At 63.8% G+C, this 21,627-nt stretch carries 22 protein-coding genes; 10 read left to right on the top strand and 12 right to left on the bottom strand.

Features of this window, described 5'->3' with window-relative positions; genetic code table 11:
• Positions 1-70 precede the first annotated feature (70 nt).
• Both BHMPCIPO_RS22465 and BHMPCIPO_RS22460 read right to left on the bottom strand, forming a co-directional pair.
• On the bottom strand, positions 71-595 hold the full coding sequence (locus BHMPCIPO_RS22465; RefSeq protein ID WP_246304504.1) for a MarR family winged helix-turn-helix transcriptional regulator: 525 nt from the start codon (positions 593-595) through the stop codon (positions 71-73).
• 98 nt (positions 596-693) lie between these two features.
• Positions 694-1,467: a GntR family transcriptional regulator gene (locus tag BHMPCIPO_RS22460; protein ID WP_173519036.1), complete on the bottom strand. Its 774-nt coding sequence runs from the start codon at positions 1,465-1,467 to the stop codon at positions 694-696.
• Positions 1,468-1,627: 160 nt separating this feature from the next.
• Between BHMPCIPO_RS22460 and BHMPCIPO_RS22455 the strand changes: the two genes are divergently transcribed.
• The 5 genes from BHMPCIPO_RS22455 to BHMPCIPO_RS22435 all read left to right on the top strand — a co-directional run bounded on the left by BHMPCIPO_RS22455 (position 1,628) and on the right by BHMPCIPO_RS22435 (position 6,756).
• Positions 1,628-2,611, top strand: a complete 984-nt coding sequence (locus tag BHMPCIPO_RS22455) for an ABC transporter substrate-binding protein (protein WP_173519035.1) — start codon at positions 1,628-1,630, stop codon at positions 2,609-2,611.
• Between the two features lie 64 nt (positions 2,612-2,675).
• Positions 2,676-3,455 (top strand): ABC transporter ATP-binding protein, encoded by a 780-nt coding sequence (locus BHMPCIPO_RS22450; RefSeq protein WP_173519034.1) that lies wholly within the window; start codon positions 2,676-2,678, stop codon positions 3,453-3,455.
• A gap of 5 nt (positions 3,456-3,460) precedes the next feature.
• A complete protein-coding gene (locus BHMPCIPO_RS22445) occupies positions 3,461-4,384 on the top strand; it encodes an ABC transporter permease (RefSeq protein WP_173519033.1) in 924 nt (307 codons plus the stop codon).
• Positions 4,385-4,399: 15 nt separating this feature from the next.
• The gene (gene kynU, locus BHMPCIPO_RS22440) at positions 4,400-5,647 is read left to right on the top strand and encodes a kynureninase (RefSeq protein ID WP_173519032.1); all 1,248 of its coding nucleotides are present in this window, start codon (positions 4,400-4,402) and stop codon (positions 5,645-5,647) included.
• Between the two features lie 140 nt (positions 5,648-5,787).
• A complete protein-coding gene (locus BHMPCIPO_RS22435; protein ID WP_173519031.1) occupies positions 5,788-6,756 on the top strand; it encodes a threonine ammonia-lyase in 969 nt (322 codons plus the stop codon).
• A 7-nt stretch (positions 6,757-6,763) separates the two neighbouring features.
• Here BHMPCIPO_RS22435 and BHMPCIPO_RS22430 read toward each other — a convergent pair whose 3' ends face one another.
• The 7 genes from BHMPCIPO_RS22430 to BHMPCIPO_RS22400 form a co-directional block, all read right to left on the bottom strand.
• Positions 6,764-7,450, bottom strand: a complete 687-nt coding sequence (locus BHMPCIPO_RS22430) for an ABC transporter ATP-binding protein (RefSeq protein ID WP_173519030.1) — start codon at positions 7,448-7,450, stop codon at positions 6,764-6,766.
• A complete protein-coding gene (locus BHMPCIPO_RS22425) occupies positions 7,447-8,196 on the bottom strand; it encodes an ABC transporter ATP-binding protein (protein ID WP_173519029.1) in 750 nt (249 codons plus the stop codon). The genes BHMPCIPO_RS22430 and BHMPCIPO_RS22425 overlap by 4 nt, the downstream gene beginning before the upstream one ends.
• Positions 8,189-9,160 (bottom strand): branched-chain amino acid ABC transporter permease, encoded by a 972-nt coding sequence (locus BHMPCIPO_RS22420; protein WP_173519028.1) that lies wholly within the window; start codon positions 9,158-9,160, stop codon positions 8,189-8,191. The genes BHMPCIPO_RS22425 and BHMPCIPO_RS22420 overlap by 8 nt, the downstream gene beginning before the upstream one ends.
• 7 nt (positions 9,161-9,167) lie before the next feature.
• Complete coding sequence (locus tag BHMPCIPO_RS22415; RefSeq protein ID WP_173519027.1) at positions 9,168-10,088, bottom strand: branched-chain amino acid ABC transporter permease; 921 nt, start codon at positions 10,086-10,088, stop codon at positions 9,168-9,170.
• Positions 10,089-10,181: 93 nt separating this feature from the next.
• Entirely contained in the window at positions 10,182-11,321 is a 1,140-nt protein-coding gene (locus BHMPCIPO_RS22410; RefSeq protein WP_173519026.1) for an ABC transporter substrate-binding protein, read from the bottom strand.
• Positions 11,322-11,363: 42 nt separating this feature from the next.
• Positions 11,364-12,200 carry a tryptophan 2,3-dioxygenase gene (gene kynA, locus BHMPCIPO_RS22405; protein ID WP_173519025.1) on the bottom strand — a complete coding sequence of 279 codons (837 nt, stop codon included), beginning with the start codon at positions 12,198-12,200 and terminating at the stop codon, positions 11,364-11,366.
• Between the two features lie 4 nt (positions 12,201-12,204).
• Positions 12,205-13,824 (bottom strand): benzoate-CoA ligase family protein, encoded by a 1,620-nt coding sequence (locus BHMPCIPO_RS22400; protein WP_173519024.1) that lies wholly within the window; start codon positions 13,822-13,824, stop codon positions 12,205-12,207.
• 327 nt (positions 13,825-14,151) lie between these two features.
• On the opposite strand from BHMPCIPO_RS22400, the gene BHMPCIPO_RS22395 reads away from it, so the two are divergent.
• Positions 14,152-14,982: a hormone-sensitive lipase gene (locus BHMPCIPO_RS22395; protein ID WP_173519023.1), complete on the top strand. Its 831-nt coding sequence runs from the start codon at positions 14,152-14,154 to the stop codon at positions 14,980-14,982.
• Between the two features lie 152 nt (positions 14,983-15,134).
• Entirely contained in the window at positions 15,135-16,466 is a 1,332-nt protein-coding gene (locus BHMPCIPO_RS22390) for an APC family permease (RefSeq protein ID WP_173519022.1), read from the top strand.
• Here BHMPCIPO_RS22390 and BHMPCIPO_RS33690 read toward each other — a convergent pair whose 3' ends face one another.
• Positions 16,467-17,240, bottom strand: a complete 774-nt coding sequence (locus BHMPCIPO_RS33690) for a helix-turn-helix transcriptional regulator (RefSeq protein WP_312033056.1) — start codon at positions 17,238-17,240, stop codon at positions 16,467-16,469.
• Positions 17,241-17,289: 49 nt separating this feature from the next.
• On the opposite strand from BHMPCIPO_RS33690, the gene BHMPCIPO_RS22380 reads away from it, so the two are divergent.
• The gene (locus tag BHMPCIPO_RS22380; protein ID WP_173519020.1) at positions 17,290-18,741 is read left to right on the top strand and encodes an amidase; all 1,452 of its coding nucleotides are present in this window, start codon (positions 17,290-17,292) and stop codon (positions 18,739-18,741) included.
• 104 nt (positions 18,742-18,845) lie between these two features.
• Here the strand turns inward: BHMPCIPO_RS22380 and BHMPCIPO_RS22375 are convergent, their stop codons facing one another.
• Together BHMPCIPO_RS22375 and BHMPCIPO_RS22370 are read right to left on the bottom strand one after the other, a co-directional pair.
• Positions 18,846-19,121 (bottom strand): hypothetical protein, encoded by a 276-nt coding sequence (locus tag BHMPCIPO_RS22375; RefSeq protein ID WP_246304503.1) that lies wholly within the window; start codon positions 19,119-19,121, stop codon positions 18,846-18,848.
• Between the two features lie 40 nt (positions 19,122-19,161).
• Entirely contained in the window at positions 19,162-20,055 is an 894-nt protein-coding gene (locus BHMPCIPO_RS22370) for a DMT family transporter (RefSeq protein WP_173519019.1), read from the bottom strand.
• A 517-nt stretch (positions 20,056-20,572) separates the two neighbouring features.
• Here BHMPCIPO_RS22370 and BHMPCIPO_RS22365 point away from each other — a divergent pair.
• Together BHMPCIPO_RS22365 and BHMPCIPO_RS22360 are read left to right on the top strand one after the other, a co-directional pair.
• Complete coding sequence (locus BHMPCIPO_RS22365) at positions 20,573-21,091, top strand: SRPBCC family protein (RefSeq protein ID WP_173519018.1); 519 nt, start codon at positions 20,573-20,575, stop codon at positions 21,089-21,091.
• The gene (locus BHMPCIPO_RS22360) at positions 21,075-21,404 is read left to right on the top strand and encodes an ArsR/SmtB family transcription factor (protein ID WP_173519017.1); all 330 of its coding nucleotides are present in this window, start codon (positions 21,075-21,077) and stop codon (positions 21,402-21,404) included. Before BHMPCIPO_RS22365 ends, BHMPCIPO_RS22360 begins: the two co-directional genes overlap by 17 nt.
• Positions 21,405-21,627 lie beyond the last annotated feature (223 nt).

The raw sequence follows: 21,627 nt of genomic DNA, 5'->3' as shown, positions 1-21,627 counted from the left end.
CGCGTCGAAGACGACGCGGAGACGTCGTGTCATTTCGGAAGTTCTCGAGGGGGAGGGAAGGGCGAGTGCCTCAGCTATTGCGCGCCAGTGCGGCGATAATGGACCGCTTGAGCTTGGCAAGCTCGTCCATCAGCACGCTGCTGTCCTGCGGCGAAACACCGGCAAACAGCTCGGAGATCCAATCGGCATGCGTTGCTGCCATCTTCTCGAATTCGGCACGGCCGAAGGGCGTCAGCGCGATGACCTGCACGCGCCGATCCGTCGGAAGCGTCGTGCGGCTGATGTGGCCGCTCTCGGTCAAGCGCTCCACCAGCACCGTGATGTTGCCGGGCGAAACCATCATGCGCTTCGAGACTTCGCCAAGCACCATGCCGTCGGGCGCGCGTTCGAGCTGGGCCATCAGGTCGAAGCGTGGCAGGGTCGAGTCGAATTCTTCCCGGAGCCTGCGGCGAATCTCGCTCTCGACCAGCGTCGAGCAGGTCAGCAGGCGCAGCCAGAGCCTCAGCTCGGCGCGGTGATCGCCCGGAGCCTCGAGCGCCTTGGTCTCACCATCCACCCATTCCGGCGAAGTGTCGAACTTGTCTTCACCCATCATTCCCAATGTCCGCTTCTAACCCTGCGCAAATCGGCAGGCTCTTCCTGCTTTTGCTTTTTAAAGGCGTTTGCGGTTCTTGGACAGGCTGTCATGGGCCGTCATTTGGACGCAAGCCCCGGCGCTGTCTGTCGCGTGGAAACCGAGGCGCGCCCGCCGTCCTCGGATTGAACATAGACGTTGACCGTAAAGCCGATGTGGTCCGCCATCAGCACCTTGGCGCGCTCGATGTCGCGATCGAGTGCCGCCTCCATGAGCTCGGTGTGATGTTTGATCGCCATGGCGTCCTGCAAGGCTGCGACGGCCTCCTCATAGCCCTCGCTCATGCCGGCGGCAGCCCTCATCGTCGGGGCAAGGCTTAAGAAACGATGGTGGCGCCGAAGCTGGTCGGAGATCGTCGCCTGGAAGCGCGCGAGCCAGTTCGACTGCGCCGCGCTGATCAGTGCCGCATGGAAACCGGCGTGCTTTTCGTCCCACTCGTCGACCTCGCTTTCGGAGAAGTGCTCGACGGAGACCTTGCAGCGGGACAGCCGATAGTGCGCCGTGACGACGGCGGATTCCCATGCGCTGTCACCGTTTTCGATCGACTCGATCAACAGCGGCATTTCCACCGCGAGGCGCGCGCGGGTGAGATCATCCAGCTCCTCGCGTGACACCGGTGCGACGGCAAAGCCGCGATTGCTGATCGCCGTGACGAGGCCCTCTGCCTCCAAACGCGACAGTGCCTCGCGCAGAGGCGTCCAGCCGATCCCATAGCTTTCGCGCAGCGCGCTCAGCTTCATTGGCGCACCGGGTTTCAGCCGCGTCGCCAGAATGTCGCGGCGTAGCAACCGGTAGGCCGATTCCGTCTTGGTCGACTGTTCGTGGTCCTGCATCACATTCCCTTAGCGTCCGCATCGGATCGATACAAATATATATAGTTACGCCTCGATTGTGAAAATATATATATTTGTTTGACAAGAACTCCGACCCTCGCCATCATCCCCGCACGCCGCCGAGGAGGGCGGTAACGCTCGTCAAGTTCTGGGAGGGATTATGAGCAAGAGCACTTGGCTTTCAGGGTTGGTCGTCGCCGGCGCAATGGCATGGGGACTGGGAACGGCTGCCGCCGATCCGATCCGCATCGGGATCGCCAATTTCGGCGAACATCCGCAGTTGAACGCGTCGATCGCCGGCTTCAAGAAGGCGCTGGCTGAAAACGGCTTCGTCGAAGGCAAGGATGTCGTCTACACCGAGAGCCACACCAACTTCGACGCTTCGCTCGTGCCGCAGATGATTGCCAAGCTGCAGGCCGAACAGCCGAAGCTGGTCTACACGATCACCACGCCCGTCTCGCAGATCGCCAAGAAGGCGCTTGCCGGCTCCGGTATTCCGGTCGTCTTCTCCGCCGTTACTGATCCGGTTGCCGCGAAGCTCGTTCCGTCCTGGGAGGCGGGCGATGATGGCATGACCGGCGCGACGGACCTTCAGGACGTGGCCGCCGTCATGGCCTTTACCCGTAAGCTCTTGCCGGAAGCCAAGCGTTTCGGCGTGCCCTACAATCCAGGTGAAGCGAACGACACCGCCCTGCTCGACAAGATCAAGGAAGCAGCCCCTGCCGCCGGCTTCGAGGTCGTGGAGGTCGGCGTCGACAACGTCAACGACATCCAGCAACGCATCGCCTCCTTCGCCGGCAAGGCCGATGTGATCTACACGCCCGCGTCCAACCTGCTGCAGCCGGCGATCGGCGCCGTTTCGGCGGCCGCACGCCAGGCGCAGATCCCGATCGTCAATTCCGACGACGGCGCCGTCCGCGATGGCGTCGTGCCGGCAAGCTTTGCGGTCAACTACGAGCAGGTCGGCGTCAATGCCGGCAAGATTGCAGCGGAGATCCTCAAAGGCACGGACCCGAAAACCATCGCGCCGTCGCGTCCGGCCTATGAAGATCACGCACCGCTCATCTCGAAAAAGGCGACGGCCGCCTTCAGTATCGAAGTACCAGCGGCGCTCGCTGGCGAGTGCAACTGCGTGGTCGACTGATTTCCAGTTGGTCTCAACAGTGACGGCGCCAAGAGCGCCGTCACGCCATGGTTAGGGGGAGCCAATGCTGGAAATCAGATCGGCCCGCAAGGTTTTTTACAAGGGGCAGGCGGACGAAAAGGTCGCGCTTGACGGCCTCGACCTCAGCCTTGCTACAGGCGAGTTCGGCGTCGTCATCGGCTCGAACGGCGCCGGCAAGAGCAGCATGCTCAATGCCATCTCGGGCGCGCTGGTGCTCGATTCAGGCCAGATCGTCATCAACGGCGACGATGTTACGGCAATGCCCGTCCACAAGCGTGCCATGCGGCTTGCCCGCGTTTTTCAGGACCCGATGCGCGGCACCGCCGCCAGCATGACGGTCGCGGAAAACATGCTGCTTGCGGAGCTTCGCAGCAACAAGCGCACCCTACGCCGCGGGCTCAATGCGACGCGGCTTGCCGCCTACAGGGAACGACTGTCGCTGCTGGGGCTTGGTCTTGAAAACCGTCTCGACACGCGGGTGGAGTTGCTCTCCGGCGGCCAGCGGCAATCGCTGTCCCTGATCATGGCGGTCGGCGGCGAACCGGAACTGCTGCTGCTCGACGAGCACACCGCGGCCCTTGATCCGCGCACCGCCGATATCGTCATGCAGGCGACGATCCGCGCGGTCGAAGCCTTGAAGCTGACGACGCTGATGGTGACGCACAACATGCAGCACGCGGTGGACTTTGGCCACAAGGTCATCATGCTCGATGCCGGGCGTGTGCGTCTCGAAATCGACGGCAAGGACAAGGCCCAGACGACGGTGCCGGACCTGATCGGCCATTTCTCCGTCAAAACCGACCGCATGTTCCTGGCGAGCTGACGACCATGGATATTCTTCAAAACACCCTGGCGAGCTTCATCTCGCTCGTTCCCGTGACGCTGGCGCAGAGCCTGATCCTCGCCTTCGTCGTGCTCGGGATCATGATCCCGTTCCGCATGCTGAGCTTTCCGGATCTGACCAGCGAAGGCGCGTTCCCGCTTGGCGGCTGCGTCTGCGGCGTCCTTATGGCGGCCGGCATGTCGCCGCTTGCCGCAATCGCCATCGCGCTCGTCGCCGGCTTCGTCGCCGGCTGCTGCACGGCCTTCATTCATCTTCGGTTCCGGATCCACACGCTGCTTGCCGGCATCCTGATGATGACGATGCTCTATTCGATCAATCTCAGGATCATGGGCCGATCGAACCTCTCGGTCTTCGGCGCTTCGACGGTCTTCGACTGGGCGCCGGGGCTGCAGCCGGGCTTCCCGGCGAGCAAGATCGTCGTCGCCGGGATGATCGCGCTCATCGTCTTCTTCCTGCTCTATCACTTCTTCCGGACGGAGAAGGGCACGGCGGTGCGCGCCGTCGGCGCCAACCCCGACATGGCGGAAGCGCAAGGCATCAATGTCTGGCTGGCGACGATCGGCGGCGTAGGACTTGCGGGCGCGTTTTCGGCCGCAAGCGGCGCGCTGATGGTGCAGTCGCAGGGCTTTGCCGACGTCAACATGGGGCTTGGCATCCTGATCAACGGACTTGCAGCGCTGATGATCGGCGAAGCGATCGTCGGCAAGCAAAATGTGCTGTGCCAGCTCGCAGCCCCCTTTGTCGGCGCGATCGTCTACTATCAGCTGGTCTCCTTCTGCCTGGCGGCCGGCATGCCGCCGCCGGATCTGAAACTTGCGACCGGCCTGTTCGTTCTCGCCATGCTGGCTCTTCCGAGCCTCAAGCGAAGCCGCGGGCCAGCACCCGCCCGCGAAACCGTTCGCGAATAAACAAGGACCACCTTCATGAATGCAGTTCCTGATTTTGCTGCGATCGAGGCCATGGATGCAGCCGATTGGCTGCGCCCCATGCGCGAGCGCTTCATCCTGCCGCCGGGCCTCATCTATCTCGACGGCAACTCGCTGGGCGTCGCCTCGACCGCCGCCTTCGACGAACTGCGCAAGGCCGCGACCGAGGAATGGGGCCAGGATCTCATCCGTAGCTGGAATACGGCAGGCTGGTTCGACATGCCGCTTGCGCTCGGCGATCGGGTCGGGCGGCTGATCGGGGCCGCCGCCGGCCAGACGGTCGTCTGCGACACCACGTCGATCAACATCTACAAGGCCTTGCATGCCGCCATGGCCTTGCGACCCGATCGTTCGGTAATCGTAAGCGAGGGCGGCAGTTTCCCGACCGACCTTTACATGGCCGAGGGTGTGGTCTCGACCCGTCCCGGCGCTTCGCTGCGTCTCGAAGGGGTTGATGCGCCCGAGATCGAGGACCTGATCGACGACAGCGTCGCCGTGGTTCTCGTCAACCACGTGAACTACAAGTCCGGCGTGTTGCGTGACATGGCGGCGTTGACCCGCAAGGCGCAGGAGCATGGCGCGCTGGTCATCTGGGATCTCTGCCATACGGCCGGCGCCCTGCCGGTCGATCTCGACGGCGCCAATGTCGATTTCGCCGTCGGCTGCACCTACAAATATCTGAACGGCGGCCCCGGAGCCCCTGCCTTCATCTATGCGGCCACCCGTCATCACGGCGACATCCGTCAGCCGCTGAGCGGCTGGTGGGGTCACGCCCGCCCGTTCGCCTTCGAACAGCACTATGCCGCCGGAGAGGGTATCCGTCGCTTCCTCTGCGGCACGCAACCGATCCTTTCGCTTCGCGCGCTCAAGGGCGCGCTCGACGTCTGGGACGAGGTCGACATGGCGGCGTTGCGCGAGAAGAGCATCCGGCTCACGGATCTCTTCATCACGCTCGTCGAGGCGAAATGCGGCGCCTATGGGCTGGAGCTCGAAAGCCCGCGCGACGGCGCGAAGCGCGGCAGCCAGGTTTCGTTCAGCCATCCAAACAGCTACGAGGTCATGCAGGCGCTGATTGCCCGCGGCGTCATCGGCGATTTCCGCGCGCCCACCACCATGCGCTTCGGCTTCACGCCGCTCTATGTGAGCTATGCCGACGTCTGGCGGGCGGTTGAGATTCTGGAAGAGATCCTCAGCACCGGTGCATGGGAGGACGCGCGTTTCGCGGTCCGGGCAGCCGTGACCTGAGTGATGGCGCTGACGGACTGCGGGCGGCATTTCGCCCGCAGCTTCTGTTCAGGCGCAGATTAAGGTCGCCGCCCAGCAGCGGACTGGTTCGGGGCCATCGTGCCCGAAGGTGAGCGGACGGAAAACGGGGGACTTAAGCAATGACTGCGCCACACCGTCCGACCCCGAATGAAATCGCCGAAGCCCGCCAGCGCATTGCGCCGCACTTTAAGCGCACGCCGCTGGTCAGGCTCGACCTCGGACTTCCCAACCGGCAGATCTTCTTGAAACTGGAGACTTTGTCTCCGATCGGCGCCTTCAAGCTTCGCCCGGCGCTGAACGCAGTCTTGTCGCGCGATCCCGCGGCTCTGCGGCAGGGCGTGGCGGTCACCAGTTCCGGCAACATGGCCTATGGCATGGCCTGGGCTGCACGCCTCGTCGGCGCGCCGATGGTTGCCTACATGTATCGCGGCGCGCCGCAGACCAAGATCGAGGGCGTGCGCGCGCTTGGCGGCGAGGTGCGCTTCGTCACCCGAGAAACGTGGTGGGATTACATCACCGGCGCGGACCGGCCGGACGCGCCGGAACTGCTGATCAATCCGGTGACGGATCAGGCGGTGCTTGCCGGCAACGCTTCCATCGGCATGGAAATCGCCGAGGATTTGCCCGATGTCGACGTGGTGCTCACTCCCTATGGCGGTGGCAGCTTGACCACTGGGGTCGCAAGTGCCGTCAAGATCGCTTCCGACCGCCGCCGTGTCTTTGCGGTCGAGGATGACAGCGCTGCCCCGGTTTGCGCCGCCCTTGCGGCAGGACGGATCGTGACGGTGGAAATGCGCCCCTCGTTCATCAAGAGCATTGGCGCGCCGTCGTTGGTGCTTAAGCTTTGGCCGGTCGCACGCGAGTTGATCGATGGGGCGATTGCCGTCAGCCCGGCTCAGGTGACCGATGGGATGCGGCTGTTGTTTAAGAAGGCGAAGATCGTCACCGAAGGAGCAGGCGCTGCCTCGCTCGCCGCCGCGATCGCGCGGCCGGACCTCAAGGGAAACGTCGTCTGCGTGATCTCCGGCGGCAACATCGACGCGGCGGCCTATTCCGTGGTGCTCGGCGGCGGCATTCCCGCAGCCTGACCAGAACTCAGACGCCGAGATAGCGGTCCTGAAGCTCAGGAGTCAACGCGGACGGTGGCCCCTCGAAAACCGCCGCGCCTTTTTCCAGGACGAAGCAGCGGTCGGCCACCGGCAGCAGTTCCGAAAGCGTCTTGTCGACCACCAGGATCGACTGTCCCGCCTCCTTCAGCGTGCGGATCGCCGACCAGATGTCCTGGCGGATGACTGGCGCCAGCCCTTCGGTCGCCTCGTCGAGAATGAGAAGGCTGGGATTGGTCATCAGCGCCCGGCCGATGGCGAGCATCTGCTGCTCGCCGCCCGAAAGCGTGTTGGCATACTGGTCGTGCCGCTCGCCGAGGCGGGGAAAGAGGGCGATGACTTTCTCGAAGCTCCACGCGCTGCCGCGCGCCGTGGCTATGAGGTTTTCCATGACGGTGAGATTGGGAAAGCAGCGCCGCCCCTCGGGTACGAGGCCAAGGCCGAGCCTGGCGATCCGGTGCGGGCGCATGCCGGAGATCGCCTTGCCGGCGAAGGAGATGGCGCCGGCGCGTGGGCGCACGAGGCCGAGGATCGAATTGATCGTCGTCGTCTTGCCCATGCCGTTGCGGCCCATGAGCGCGACCACCTCGCCCTGCCGCACATCGAGATTGACGCCGAAAAGCGCCTGGGAAGCCCCGTAAAAGGTTTCGAGGCCCTTGATTTCGAGCAGGCTCACGCGGCTTCTCCCAGATAGGCCCGGCGCACTTCCGGGTCGCTGCGGATCTCATCGACCGTGCCTGACGCGATGATGCGACCATAGACGAGCACGGATATCCGGTCGGCGAGCGCGAAGACCGCGTCCATGTCGTGCTCCACCAAGAGCATCGGTGCCTCATGGCGCAAGCCGTCGAGGAACGTGGTCAGCCGCTTCGAGCCCTCCGGTCCCATGCCGGCCATAGGCTCGTCGAGGAGGAACGCGTTCGGCGCAAGCGCCAGCGCGATCGCGATCTCCAGTTGCCGGCGTTCGCCGTGAGAAAGTTCTGCCGCCGGCACATGGGCGCGCGCGGCGAGGTCGACGCGTTCGAGCATCGCCATCGCCGGCTCAGTCAGGTCCTTGTCGCGGGTCACCTGGCGGAAGAAGCGGAAGCTGCTGCCCTGCCGCGCCTGCACCGCCAGCATGACGTTGCGAAGTGCTGAAAACTCCTGCGCCAGCGAGGAGATCTGGAAGCTGCGTGCAAGACCGAGTCTGGCGCGGGCGGCCATGTCGAGGTTGCCAATGTCCTCTCCAAGAAAGCGGATGGTGCCGCTGTCGGCCTTGAGCGAACCGGCGATCTGGTGGATCAGTGTGCTTTTTCCGGCGCCGTTCGGGCCGATCAGCGCGTGGATCTGACCCGGGCGAAGATCGAGGCTCACCCCGTCGGTGGCCTTGAGGGCACCGAAGGATTTGCGGAGATCGCGGATTTCGAGAACGGGCTCAGACATGGCGCGGCTTTCCGGAGAGGAGACCCAGCAATCCGCCGCGGGCAAAGAGCACGATGCCGAGAAGGATCAGGCCGAGGAAGAACTGCCAGCGTTCGGTGATGCCGCCGAGCACATATTCGAAGAAGACGAAGACCATCGCGCCGGCGACCGGGCCGAACAGCCGGCCCTTGCCGCCGAGGATGATCAGCACGATCAGTTCGCCCGACATGTGCCAGGACAGCATCGAGGGGCCGACGAAGCGGTTGAGATCGGCATAAAGCGCCCCGGCAAGGCCCGTGATCATCGCCGAGACCGCAAAAGCGACGAGCCGGATATGGAAGGGCGCGATGCCGACGGCTGCAAGGCGGGTTCCGTTCTGCCTTGCCGCCTGCAGCGCGCTGCCGAAGCGCGAACCCTCGATCGCGCGGAACAGAAGAAGTGCGGCCATGAGTGCAGCATAACAGATCAGGAAATAGGGCAGGGGCTTGGCGGTGTTGACGCCGGGAAAGGCGTTGCGCATCGACAGGGAGAGCCCGTCTTCGCCGCCATAGGCCGGCCAGGAGATCGCGAAATAGTAGATCATCTGCGCGAAGGCGAGCGTGATCATGATGAAATAGACGCCTGATGTGCGCAGGCTGACGGCACCGATCGGCAGCGCCACGAGTCCGGCGACCGCAGCGGCCGTTACCCAAATGAGCGGCATCGACGTCGTGGCCGGAATGTCGGCGAAGAGCGGTTCTGCATTGAAGGCATGCGTCGCGAGGATGCCGGCGACGTAGCCGCCGAGGCCGAAGAAGGCGGCGTGCCCGAAGGAGAGCAGCCCACCGAGCCCAAGCGCGAGATTGAGGCCGACGGCAGCGAGCGCCAGCACGGTGACGCGGGTCGCGAGCGTTACGTAGAAGGGTTCGCCCAGGCCGGCGGCCAGAAGCGGTGTGCCGAGAAGCAGAAGGGCGAGAAGCAGGTTGACGGTGGTTTCGCGGCTCATCGGGACCTCACGCTTGCGCCGCAAACAGGCCGCTCGGCCTGAAGGCGAGGATCAGCGCCATGACCACATAGATCAGCATCGAAGCGAGTGCGGCGCCGATCGTCGTCGCCTGCGACGCGGGCATGGTGAGCGCCAGCAGCGAGGGAAGCAGGAAGCGGCCCATCGTATCGACCACGCCGACAATCACCGCGCCGACCAGCGCGCCCTTGATGGAGCCGATGCCGCCGATGACGATGACGACGAAGGCAAGGATGAGCACCGGCTCGCCCATGCCGACCTGCACCGATTGCAGCGCGCCGACGAGCGCGCCGGCAAGGCCCGCGAGCGCTGCGCCAAGCGCGAAGACGACCGTGTAAAGCGTGCCGATGTCGACGCCGAGCGCCCCGATCATCTCGCGGTCGGACTCGCCCGCCCGGATGCGCATGCCGAGACGCGTCCTTGAAATCAGCAGATAGAGACCGACAGCCACTGCGATGCCTACGCCGATGATCGCCAGGCGATAGAGCTGATACTGGCCGCCGCCCGGGAGCGGCACCGCGCCCTGCAGCAAAAGCGGTATGTCGAGATAGAGCGGGAACGAACCGAAGAGCCAGCGGGCACCTTCGGACAGGATCAGGATCAGCGCGAAGGTCGCGAGCACCTGGTCGAGATGATCACGGTCGTAGAGCCTGCGGATGACCGCGACTTCGATGATCGCACCGACGCCGGCGGCGGCCGCTAGGCTGGCGATCAGCCCGATCCAGAAGGAGCCGGTGGCCGCGGCGACGGTGGCGCAGGCGAAGGCGCCGATCATGTAGAGCGAGCCGTGGGCGAGGTTGATCAACCCCATGACGCCGAAGATCAGCGTCAGGCCGGCGGCCATCAGAAACAGCATCACACCGAGCTGCAGCCCGTTGAGCAGTTGTTCAATCAGAAGTGCGGTGAACAAGAGACCGGTCCAAGCTTCATTTGGGAGGACATGGATCACCGACCGGATGCCGGCGTGAAGGCCGGGCATCCGGGCGATAACAGCGCCGAAGCATTACATGCTGCACTTCTCGGCGTAGGCGTCCTTGTGATCGTCGAAGGCGGTGGCGATGATCTTGTTGGTGAGCGTGCCATCGTCTTCCTTCACCACCTCGCGAACGTAGATGTTCTGGATCGGGTGGTTGTTGTTGTTGAAGACGAACTTGCCGCGCACCGACTGGAAGTCCGCCGCCTTGAGCGCCGCGCGGAAAGCGTCCTTGTCCTTGACATCAGCCTTCGAGAGAGCTGCGAGGATCAGGTTTGCCGTATCCCAGCTCTGTGCCGCATAGATCGAGGGAAGGCGCTTGTATTCGGCCTTGAAGGCTTCGACGAATTCCTTGTTGGCCTCGTTGTCGAGGTCCTTCGACCAGGTCGCCGAGTTCTTGACGCCGAGCGCAGCATCGCCGATTGCCGGCAGGACATCCTGGCTGAAGGAGAAGCCGGGGCCCATCACCGGGATGTTCACGCCCGACTGGGCATATTGCTTCATGAAGGCGATGCCCATGCCGCCGGGCAGGAAGAAGTAGACACTATCGGCGCCGGACGCACGGATCTGGGCGATTTCGGCGGCATAGTCCGTCTGGCCGACCTGCGTGTAGATCTCGCCGGCGAGGCTGCCCTTGTAGTAGCGCTTGAAGCCGGTCAGCGCGTCCTTGCCGGCCGGGTAGTTGGGCGCCAGGATGAAGGCGTTCTTGTAGTCCTTGTTGGCGTATTGCCCCATCGCCTCATGGAAATTGTCGTTCTGATAGGCGACGTTGAAATAGTTCGGGTTGCAGTTCGCACCGGCAAGAGCCGAGGGGCCGGCATTGGGCGAGAGATAGATCACGTCCTGCGCGACCGTGTTCGGCACGACGGCCATCGCCAGGTTCGACCAGATAATGCCGGTCATGAGATCGACCTTGTCGCCCTGGATCATCTTCTCGGCGATCTGCACCGCAAGTTCCGGCTTCTGGGCATCGTCCTCGATCACCAGTTCCACGTCCTTGTTGCCCGATTGCTTGATCGCCAGCGTGAAGGCGTCGCGCATGTCGATGCCGAGTCCCGCGCCGCCGCCCGAAAGCGTGGTGATGACGCCGATCTTCACCGGCTCGGCATGGGCAAGGCTCGACGTCGCAAGCGAGAGGCCAAGAAGGCTCGCTGCCAGAATGCGGTTCATGCTGTTCTCCTCGTTTTGGGGTTCCCTTATAAATGTGTTCTATCAGAGGCCCGTGCGCACGTGCCAGAGCTCAGGGAAGAGTTCCACTTCGAGCATCTTTTTCAGATAGGACGCGCCGGATGTGCCCCCGGTTCCGCGTTTCATGCCGATGATGCGTTCGACCGTTGTGACGTGGTTGAAGCGCCAGCGGCGGAAGTAATCCTCGAAATCGACCAGCTTCTCGGCGAGCTCGTAAAGCATCCAGTAGCGCTCGGGATCGCGGTAGACGGTCTGCCAGGCGGCAAAGACCTTGTCGCTTTCCGTGCGGGTTTCGCGCCAATCGGTCCGATCGGCCTCCTCGCCAACGTCGAAGCCGTTGCGCGAAAGAAGCCGGATCGCTTCGTCGTAGAGCGACGGCGCGGCGAGGATCGCTTCCAGCTTCTCCATGATGTCGGGCCGGTGCGCATGGGGCCCTAGCATCGCGACATTGCGGTTGCCGGCGAGGAACTCGATCGCCCGGTACTGCCAGGACTGGAAGCCGGAGGATTGGCCGAGCGATTCGCGGAACGTGGTGTATTCGCTGGGCGTCATCGTGCGCAGCACGTCCCAGGCGCTGTTTAGCTGCTCGAAGATGCGCGCAACCCGCGTCAGCATCTTGAACGCAGGTTCCAGCCGGTCGTCGCGGATCGAGCGGACCGCGGCGTTGATCTCGTGCAGCGCGAGCTTCATCCAGAGCTCCGATGTCTGATGCTGGATGATGAACAGCATCTCGTCGTGCGCCTTGGAAAGCGGCTCCTGTGCGTCGAGCACCTTCTCCAGCATGAGGTAGTCGCTGTAGGACATGCGTCCCTTGAACGACATCTGCGCGCCTTCTTTCGAAGGGTCGTATGACTTGCTCATGGTTTTAGTTCTCCGACCGCAATCGGAACCGCTGGATCTTGCCCGTGGCTGTTTTCGGCAGGCTGTCCAGGAATTTTACCGATCGCGGATATTTGTAGGGCGCGATCGTCGCCTTCACGTGGTCCTGCAGGCGCTTGATCGTCGCGGCGTCTGCCGAAACGCCTGATACCAGCACGACATAGGCCTCGACGATCTGGCCTCGCTCCGCATCGGGCGCGCCGACGACGGCACATTCGGCGACTTCCGGGTGGGAAATCAGGGCGGCCTCGACCTCCGGGCCGGCGATGTTGTAGCCGGCGGTGATGATCATGTCGTCTGACCGGGCGGCGAAATGGAAGAAACCGTCCTCGTCCTGGTAGAAGGCGTCGCCGGTGAGGTTCCAGCCCTCGCGGACATAGTCGCGCTGGCGGCTGTCGGCCATGTAGCGGCAGCCGGTGGGGCCGCGCACGGCAAGCTTGCCGATCGTGCCGCGCGGGACTTCCCGCATCTCGTCGTCGACGATCCGGGCTTCATAGCCGCCGACGGGTTTCCCGGTCGAGGCGGCCTTGCGGTCCTCGAAACGGTTGGAAATGAAGATGTGCAGCATCTCGGTCGCACCGATCCCGTCGAGGATCGGCTTGCCGGTCTTTGCCGTCCATTCCTCGAAGACGGGTCCCGGCAAGGTCTCGCCCGCCGAGATCGCCACGCGCAGGGAGGAGAGGTCGGCGCCGTCGTCCATCGCCTTCATCATCGCCCGATAGGCTGTGGGGGCGGTAAACGAGATCGTCGCTTTGTACTTCTCGATGATCTCCACCATGTTGGCGGGCGTCGCGTGCTCGAGCAGCGTTGCCGCCGCCCCGAAACGCAAAGGGAAGATCGCAAGGCCGCCGAGGCCGAAGGTGAAGGCGAGCGGCGGCGAGCCGACGAAAACATCGTCAGGGGTGACCCCGAGGACCTCCCGGGCATAACCGTCGGCGATCGCAAGGAGATCGCGGTGGAAGTGCATGGTTGCCTTTGGGATCCCCGTCGTGCCCGAGGTGAAGCCGAGAAGCGCCACGTCGTCGCGGCCGGTTTTCACCGCCTCGAAGACCACCGACTTGTCGAGTGCAATACGGTCGAGTTCGGCGTCGTGGTTCGCAGTCCCGTCGAAGCCGATGACCTGTTTCAGATAGCGGCTGTCCTTGGCGCAGGCGATCATCTCGTCCATCAGGCGCGTGTCGCAGAGCGCAAGGCCGATCTCTGCCTTGTCGACGATCTTCGTCAGTTCGCCGGCGCGCAGCATCGGCATGGTGTTGACGACGACCGCGCCGGCCTTTGTCGCCGCCAGCCAGCAGGCGACCATTGCCGGATTGTTGGCGGAGCGGATGAGCACGCGCTGTCCCGGCTTCACGCCGTAGTTCTCGACGAGCGCATGGGCGAGCCGGTTCGTCCAGTCGGACAGTTCCTTGTAGGTTCGGTGGCGGCCGTTGCCGATCAGCGCGGTATGGTCGCCAAAACCCTTGGCGACCATGACGTCCGTCAGTTCGACGGCGGCGTTGAGGTGGTCCGGGTAGTCGAAGCCTTCGAGAAGGAATACCGGCCATTCTTCCGGTGGTGGCAGATGGTCGCGTGTGAACGTATCGACGTGCGAAGTCGGTCCAAGCATGTGGCGGCTGTTCCCTTGTTCAGTTCCTGCCTGTTGCGCAGGCATTTTTCAAAGCCGGCTAAATTTCGTGCGGTGGTGCGGAGCCCTGCCGTGCGAACTGGTCGCAAGCTTCGCCGCATCGTCGCCGATGGGCTGCGCCGTCGCTGCGACAACTCCAATGATCGTGATGGGCACAGCGAGACCTCCACTTCTCGGCTGAACATGAGGCAGCATCGCACCAGTCCAAAATTATTTCAAGCCTAAAGTTTTTCCGATGATGCCATTGCGTTTCTGGCCGGGGCGGGTGATTTCTATGCGTGGGGAGACATCGAAGGGAGGATTGCATCGATGCTGGAACACCGTGTTTCCGATTGGAACGACGCCTATGCCAATGGCGTGAACATTGCGCGGGGTGATCGGTGGCCGGAGGCATGGGCGGGGCCTGCCGAGGCATTCCGCAACGCGCTTTCAGCATCGGGGCTTGCCAAGCTTGACGTTGCCTATGGCAAGCGATCCAGAAACCGCATGGACCTGTTTTTCCCCGATGGCGCGGCGAAAGGTCTGGTCGTTTTCGTCCATGGTGGCTTCTGGCTGCAGCTCGACAAGAGCTTCTGGTCGCATCTCGCGGCAGGCGCTGTCGCCCATGGCTATGCCGTAGCCATGCCCTCCTACACGCTCTGCCCGGAGATCCGGATTGCCGGGATTGTCGGCGAGGTCGCGGCGGCCATCAGCGAAGCGGCGAAGCTGGTTGAAGGGCCGCTGATGCTGGCCGGCCATTCCGCCGGCGGCCATCTCGTCAGCCGGATGATCACCGCGAGCGCGCCGCTTGCGCCGGATGTCCAGGAGCGAATCCGCAACGTCGTCTCGATCTCGGGCGTGCACGATCTGCGTCCAATCATGTCGACGGGGATGAACGAGAAACTGGCGATCGACGAGGCGGAGGCGCTTTCGGAGAGCCCGGCGCTGCTGCGGCCAATGCCAAATGCCCGCATCACCTGCTGGGTCGGTGGCGGCGAGCGCGCGGAGTTCCTGCGCCAGAATGCGCTCCTTGCCAACATCTGGATCGGGCTCGGGGCGACCACGGCGACCGTCGTGGAGCCGGACAGGCATCACTTCAACATCATCGATGGTCTTGCCGATGCCGGGCATCCGCTGACGAGAACCTTGCTCTCCGTGTGAGCGCGGCGCCGAACCAAGCTGTGAAGCTCGAGTGACCCGGCTGGCTCTCCCCTCCGCGCCGTGTCACCGTGGGGCGCCATAACACCCTAGGGTTATTGGCATAGCCTTCGATTTCCCCGACGTTTCCTGCCTGTTCGTTGGAGGAGGGGAACATGACGCAAAACATTAAACTCGATCGAACCCTTGGTCTGTGGTCGGTGGTGCTGTTCGGGCTTGCCTATATGACGCCGATGATCGTGTTCGGCACGTTCGGGGCGCTGGCCTCGGCAAGCCAGGGCACGACGGCGATGGCCTATTTCATCGCGGCGCTTGCGATCTTCCTGACGGCCGCGAGCTACGGGGTCATGGCGAAGGTCTATCCGGTCGCCGGATCCGCCTACACCTACGCCCGTAAGTCGCTGAATTCGGGCGCGGGCTTCCTTGTCGGCTGGGCCGTCCTGCTCGACTACTTCTTCCTGCCGATGGTTATCTGGCTGATCGGCGCTGCCTATCTGGGCTCCGCCTTCCCGGCCGTTCCGGCCTGGCTGTGGATCGCCGGTTTCATCGTGCTGACGACGGCCGTGAACGTCATCGGCATCGCGTTCGCCAACCGGGTAAACGTCGTGCTGATGCTGGTGCAGCTCACGGTGCTGGTTGCCTTCGTTGCGCTGGCAGCGCGTTATGTCGTTGCCATCAACGGCGCCGGTGGGCTTGCGTCGGTACGGCCATTCTTTGAAGCGAATGTACCGTTCAGCGCTTCCGTCGCCGGTGCGGCGATCGCGGCCTATTCTTTCCTGGGCTTCGATGCCGTTTCGACCCTGACGGAGGAGACACGTGATCCCACCCGCACCATGCCGAAGGCAATCATGATCATCGCGGTCATCGGCGGGATCATCTTCACGGGTTCGGCCTATGTCACGCAGCTCGCCCATCCCGGCGGCGCGTTCACCTCCGTCGATTCCGCCGCTTCGGAAATCGCCCTGATGATCGGCGGCGATCTCTTCGTGACCCTGTTCCTCGCCACGCTCGTGGTTGCCCAGTTCACCTCGGGCCTTGCGGCACAGGCGAGCGTCGGACGGCTGCTGTTCGCCATGGGCCGCGACGGCGTGTTGCCGGCCGGTGTCTTTGGCAAGCTGCACGAGAAATGGCGCACGCCGGTTTTCAACCTCGTGCTCGTCGGCATCGTCGGCCTGCTCGCGCTCACGCTTGATGTGACGACCTCGACGTCCTTCATCAATTTCGGCGCTTTCCTCGCCTTCACTGCCGTCAATGTGTCGGTGATCGCGCTCTACCTGCAGGGCAACGCAATCGTGCGGCCGCTTGGCGCGCTCCTCGGACTTGTCGTGCCGGCTGTCGGTGCGGTCTGCGACCTGTTCCTGCTGTGGAATCTCGATGGCCACGCCAAGCTTCTGGGTATCATCTGGCTGGCTGTCGGCGTGTGCTATCTCGCCTACCTCACCCGGTTTTTCCAGTCTGCGCCGCCGGAAGTCGAGTTCGTCGAATGATCAGCGGCGGCTGAGGAAGAGATGGAAGAGTTCCGCCTGGCTGGAAATGGTGAGCTTGGCATAGGCCTGGCGACGATGGACCTTGACCGTATTCGGCGAGAGGCCGAGCGTCGCGGCGATCGAATAGGTCGAGTGACCCTTGAGGATCAGGGTCACGATCTCCAGTTCCCGTTTCGAAAGCAATGGGTGGCTGATCGTCGCCGCGGCATCGTCCTCCTGGCGCGGCGGGTCGAACCGCGCGCGCCAGTGCCGTTCAGCGAGCGCCCGGACGATCGGCGCCGCGCTTTCCAACCGTGCGATATCACGGCGGGAGAAGGCAGGCACTGTGCCGATGCGCGAGAGCGACAGCACTGCATCGACGTCCGGAAGCTTCAGAATGAAGCCGATCTCGTCGACGATGCCAGTCGCCTGGTAGTGGCGGTGGAAGTATTCCGTCTCGGTGAAGCGGTCCGGCGCCAATCGTCGCATCACCAGTACGCCGTCGGGTTTTGCACTGCGGACGGCATCGTAGAACGGGTCGAGTATGTAGGCGCCGGCAAGGTAGTGGTCGACGATGGTGATGCGGTCGCCGACGATGCGGTCGTTATCGAGATCGAAGGCCTTACCGCCTGGCGAATAGGCAAAGCCGTTCATCATCTCGAAGGAGACGAGTTGCCGAAGCGCACGCTCCAGAGCCTCCGGGAAACCGAGTTCGCCGAGGTTCGCTACGGCCTCTGCGAGCCCGGCATTCCAATCATCGATATAGGCGCTCGCCCCACCGGATCTTGCTGCCACATCCATTCCCCACCTGTCGAAGACAAGACCTAGCACGGAGTCCGCAGTCATGCAGACGATTTCTCGCGCCCTTGCGCCCACGCATCCGCTCGATCTGCCCGCAACGGAGATCGCTGCCGGCATCCGCGCCCGCCATTTTTCCGCCGAGGCGGTCGTTGCCGAATCCCTGCGCCGCGCGAAAATTGTCAACCAATCGCTGAACGCGTTCACGCTGCTGCGTGAGGAGGCAGCACTTGCATCCGCGCGGGCGGCTGACGAACTTGTCGCAACCGGCGGCAACACGCCCGTTCTTCTCGGCGTCCCCTTTGCCGCCAAGGATCTGACGCCGACCAAGGGCGATCTCACCACGCTCGGCTCCTGGACGCGCGGGGATTGGGTTCCAACAAAGACTGCGCTGTGCATCGAGCGGCTCGAGGACGCCGGCGCGATCCTCATCGGCAAGACGACGACGCCGGAATTCGCCCATTCCAGTTTCACGTCGAGCCCACGATGGGGCGTGACCCGCAACCCCTGGAACCCGGAGCGAACCTCCGGCGGCTCGTCCGGTGGATCGGCGGTCGCCGTCGCCACCGGCGTTGTCCCGTTCGCCGAAGGCACGGACATGGGCGGGTCGGTGCGTATTCCTGCCGCGCTCTCGGGCGCCGTCGGCTTCAAGCCCAGCCTTGGTCGAGTTCCCATGACCATCCTGCCGAGCGTCTTCGACAACATATCCCATTTCGGCCCGCTGGCGCGGACCATCGGCGACTCTATCGCCTTCATGGCCGCGGCCGCCGGATCGGATGATGCGGACATTTCTTCGCTGCCGCTTCCCTTCGTGGTCGACAGGGCACAGGCCGGCTCTCTTGGGGGCCGGCGCTTCGCGCTTTCGCTGGATTTTGGTTACTACAGAGTCGAGGCGCCGGTGCAAGCCGCCATCCTGGCCGCGGTCGAGCAGCTTCGTGCGGCCGGGGCCACGGTGGAACTCGTGGATATCGGCTGGTCTCGAGCCGTCAACGACCAATGGTACGATCTCTGGTGTGTGTTCATGGCCGCATTTTTCGGCGACGCGATCGATGGCTACCGCGAGCGCATGGACCCGATCGTCATCGAGCTCATCGAACGTGGGCTTGGTCTGAGCGCCACAGTCTACAAACGGGTGGAACTGCTTCGGACCGCGATGTGGCTTGATCTCGCCGCCATCCTTGCCCGCTACGATGCGCTGCTTTGCCCGACCTGCGCGGTCACGGCCCCTTCAGCCGACGCGGACGACAACGACTACGTTGCCGATACGCCAGAGGGGCGTTTTCGCGGGCTGGACATGACCTGCCCGTTCAACCTGCTGCCGCAGTGTCCGGCTCTCTCGGTGCCTGCCGGCCTCGCCAACGATGGCCTGCCTGTTGGCCTGCAAGTCGTCGGCCGTCGTTATGGCGATGAGGAGCTGTTGTCGATCGGCGGCGCAATCGAGAGCGTATTGCAGGCTTCGGGTCTTGCAGTCGGTCGAGCAAAGTGGTGGCGCTGGTGAGCTATCGCCATCGAGTGCCATCTGTCATTTGAGAGCACCGGGCTTGTCGCTTCCGGACCTGCTATCCTTCGGGTGGAGCCTGCGGCCCGGCCGAAGCCAAGGCCTCAAAGCAGCAGGAGTTTCTTCAGCACCGAAAAGACGTCCTTGTAGGGCAGTCTGGTTGCGCCGGCGACGGCAAAGGGAATGAGCGCGGCAGCCGCGACAGGCACGACGGCGCTGCGGTTGATGAGCACCGACGAGAGCTTGTTGGTCATATCGAAGAGCTTGCTCGGGTCCGCCAGCTCTTCGTCCGGCTCGGTGGCTGCGTCCGAGAGCACATTGCGACCGAGCACCTTGCGTTCGGCTGCGCGGTGGAAACGTGTCGCCTGCACGCCAAGCATCAGCAATGCCCGGCATAATGAGGCGCACCATGACCGGGTATCAGCGAATGAAGATCAGCGCCATGCCGAGGACGACGAGGGCAGCCCCGGCCCAGGCACCGGCGGCAGGCCGTTCGCCCGTTCGCAGCCAGAGCATCGGCAGGATCATGACCGGCGAGGTCGCCGACAATGTCGATACGATGCCCACCTTGCCGCCCGCGAGCGCGAAGAGCAGCAGCGTCATCCCCATGCCAAGGGCGAGCATCCCGGTCAGCGCCGTCATTACGGCAACATTCAGCGTCAGCGGCGCCCTCGGTTTGACCGATGGAATAGGCAGCTGGATCAGGATGCTCAGACAGAAGGCCGCAATGCCGACGCGCAGCATGGAGGCGACAAAAGGATCGATGCCGGCGGCCATGACCGGTCGCACGATGATCGAGCCGATCGCCTGGCCGGTGGCGGCGCCGAGCCCGAGCAGGACGCCGATCCAAAGCGGCCCCTTGACCTTTTCCCATTCGTGAATCTGCGCCCGGCGCTTGCCGAAGAGAATGGCGAGAAACACGCCGGTGGCCGTCAGCGCGATGCCTGCGACCGCCGTGGGTGACAGCGTTTCGCCGAGCACCAGCCAGCCGAGCAAGGCGGCGATCGGCGCGTTGAGGGCGAAGAGGATGCCGGCGCGGCGCGGACCGAGCCGGTTGAGCGCGGCGAAGAGCAGCGTGTCGCCGATGAAAATGCCGATCAAGCCGGACAAAAGCAGTGGGGTGACGCTTGCGGCATGAAGCTCGCGCCACGTCCCGGTGGCGAGCACGTAGATTGCGAGGAGCCCTGTGACGAAGACCTGCCGAAGGCGGTTGAAGGCGGGTGCGCCGAGATGGCCGGCCGGCCCGGCCGAGATCAATCCCGTCAGGGCCCAGCAGGTCGCCGCCCCCAGCGCGGCGAGTTCATGAATTGGCATGATGTTCCGATCGGTAGACTGCAGCTCCGCAGGAGCTCTCCTCGGCCTCCGTTAAAGCTTGAGCGGGCAGCATTCGTCCAGCGCTTTTTCAGCCGCATCAACAGAGCGTTTCGTCCTCAGTGGGGACGATGCGGCCTCGTTCACAGCGGCTGTCGGGCGTAAGCAGGCGATATGTCCAAGGGGTTGCGCGCTGACGTTGATTGCGAATGCGTCTTTCTGCACTTTTCTCCAGGCGCTCGGAACGCCTGAAGCCGGCTGTCGTTAGGTTCGGACATCAAAGGATCGCCCTTCTGGCTTTGGGCGTCGTTGCGACTGCTGGCGGCGTGGGCCTCGGCTACCTGTCGCGGCACTGACGGGATTCCTGACTGACGACGGCAAGGCGCTGCGGCGGCCGGTCCCCGCATCCTGAGCGATCTCGCGGCGCAGGGTCGGTGGATATTATGTGCAACTATTTGGTTGCGCATCTGTCGGTGGCCGCTATACTTGCAACCAAATCGTTGCACGAAAGGAAAGCGTCATGAGCTCATTCGATCGTATCGAGAAGGCAATCCTGCTGCGCGCGCCCATCGAGCGCGTCTGGCGGGCGATAACCGACGTCTCGGAATTCGGGCGGTGGTTTGGCGTCGAGCTGAACGAGCCGTTTGCTCCGGGACGGGCGGTAACCGGCTCATTCAAGGGAGAGTTCAACGAGGAGCATATTGCGAAATACCAGGCCGCGATGGGTCTCGAGCCGGCCCCGATCCGCCAGCCTGAACCGAATGCCGTTTTCTGCACCGTCGAGGAAATGGATGCGCCGCGGCTTTTCAGCTTCCGCTGGATACCCTACGGCCTCGACGCCGAATGCGATCCCGCGCGGGAGCCGACCACGCTCGTTGAATTCCGGCTGGAGGCGGTTGCCGGCGACACACGGCTGACGGTCACGGAATCCGGCTTCGAAAACGTGCCTGCGCATCGGCGCAAGCGCGCATTTCTCATGAATGACGGGGGCTGGAGCGCCCAGATTGAAAACATCAAGCGCCATGTCGAACACGCCTGAGCGCGAACTGGCGGGCGTCTTTGCGGCACTCGGCGATACGACCCGACTTGCGCTGGTCACGCGGCTCCTGGCCGCCGGTGCCCTGACGGCAACGGCGCTGTCCGAGGGGCAGGCAATCACCCGGCAGGCGATCGTGAAACACCTGCAGGTGCTGGTGACGGCAAGGCTGGTGGTGCACGAGCGTCACGGCAAAGAGGTCCTCTACGCGGTCGATCCACGTCGCCTCGAAGAGGCGCGCGCATTTCTCGAGGCGATCGCAGAGGGCTGGGACAAGGCGCTTGGCCGGCTCAAGTCGCTTGTCGAAGCGCCCTGAGGCGATGTGGGTTCGGCCCTGATGGCCGGATCAAAGTGCGTGTCCGTCGGCAACTTGGCCGACCTGGCCGGTGATCCGGTCCGGATGCGCCGGAGAGGAGAAACGGCACCTGCGATCCGATGATTGCCGACGGTTCCGGCCTTGGATACGTCTTTCGCGACGGACCACCTGGCGAGCGCCGGGAACGCCTGGTCTCGGTGCTCGAACCGATCTCGTGCCGCCA

It is taken from the genome of Ensifer sesbaniae, from assembly GCF_013283665.1.
Lineage (GTDB): Bacteria > Pseudomonadota > Alphaproteobacteria > Rhizobiales > Rhizobiaceae > Ensifer > Ensifer sesbaniae.
This window is presented reverse-complemented; position numbering and strand designations above follow the sequence as displayed.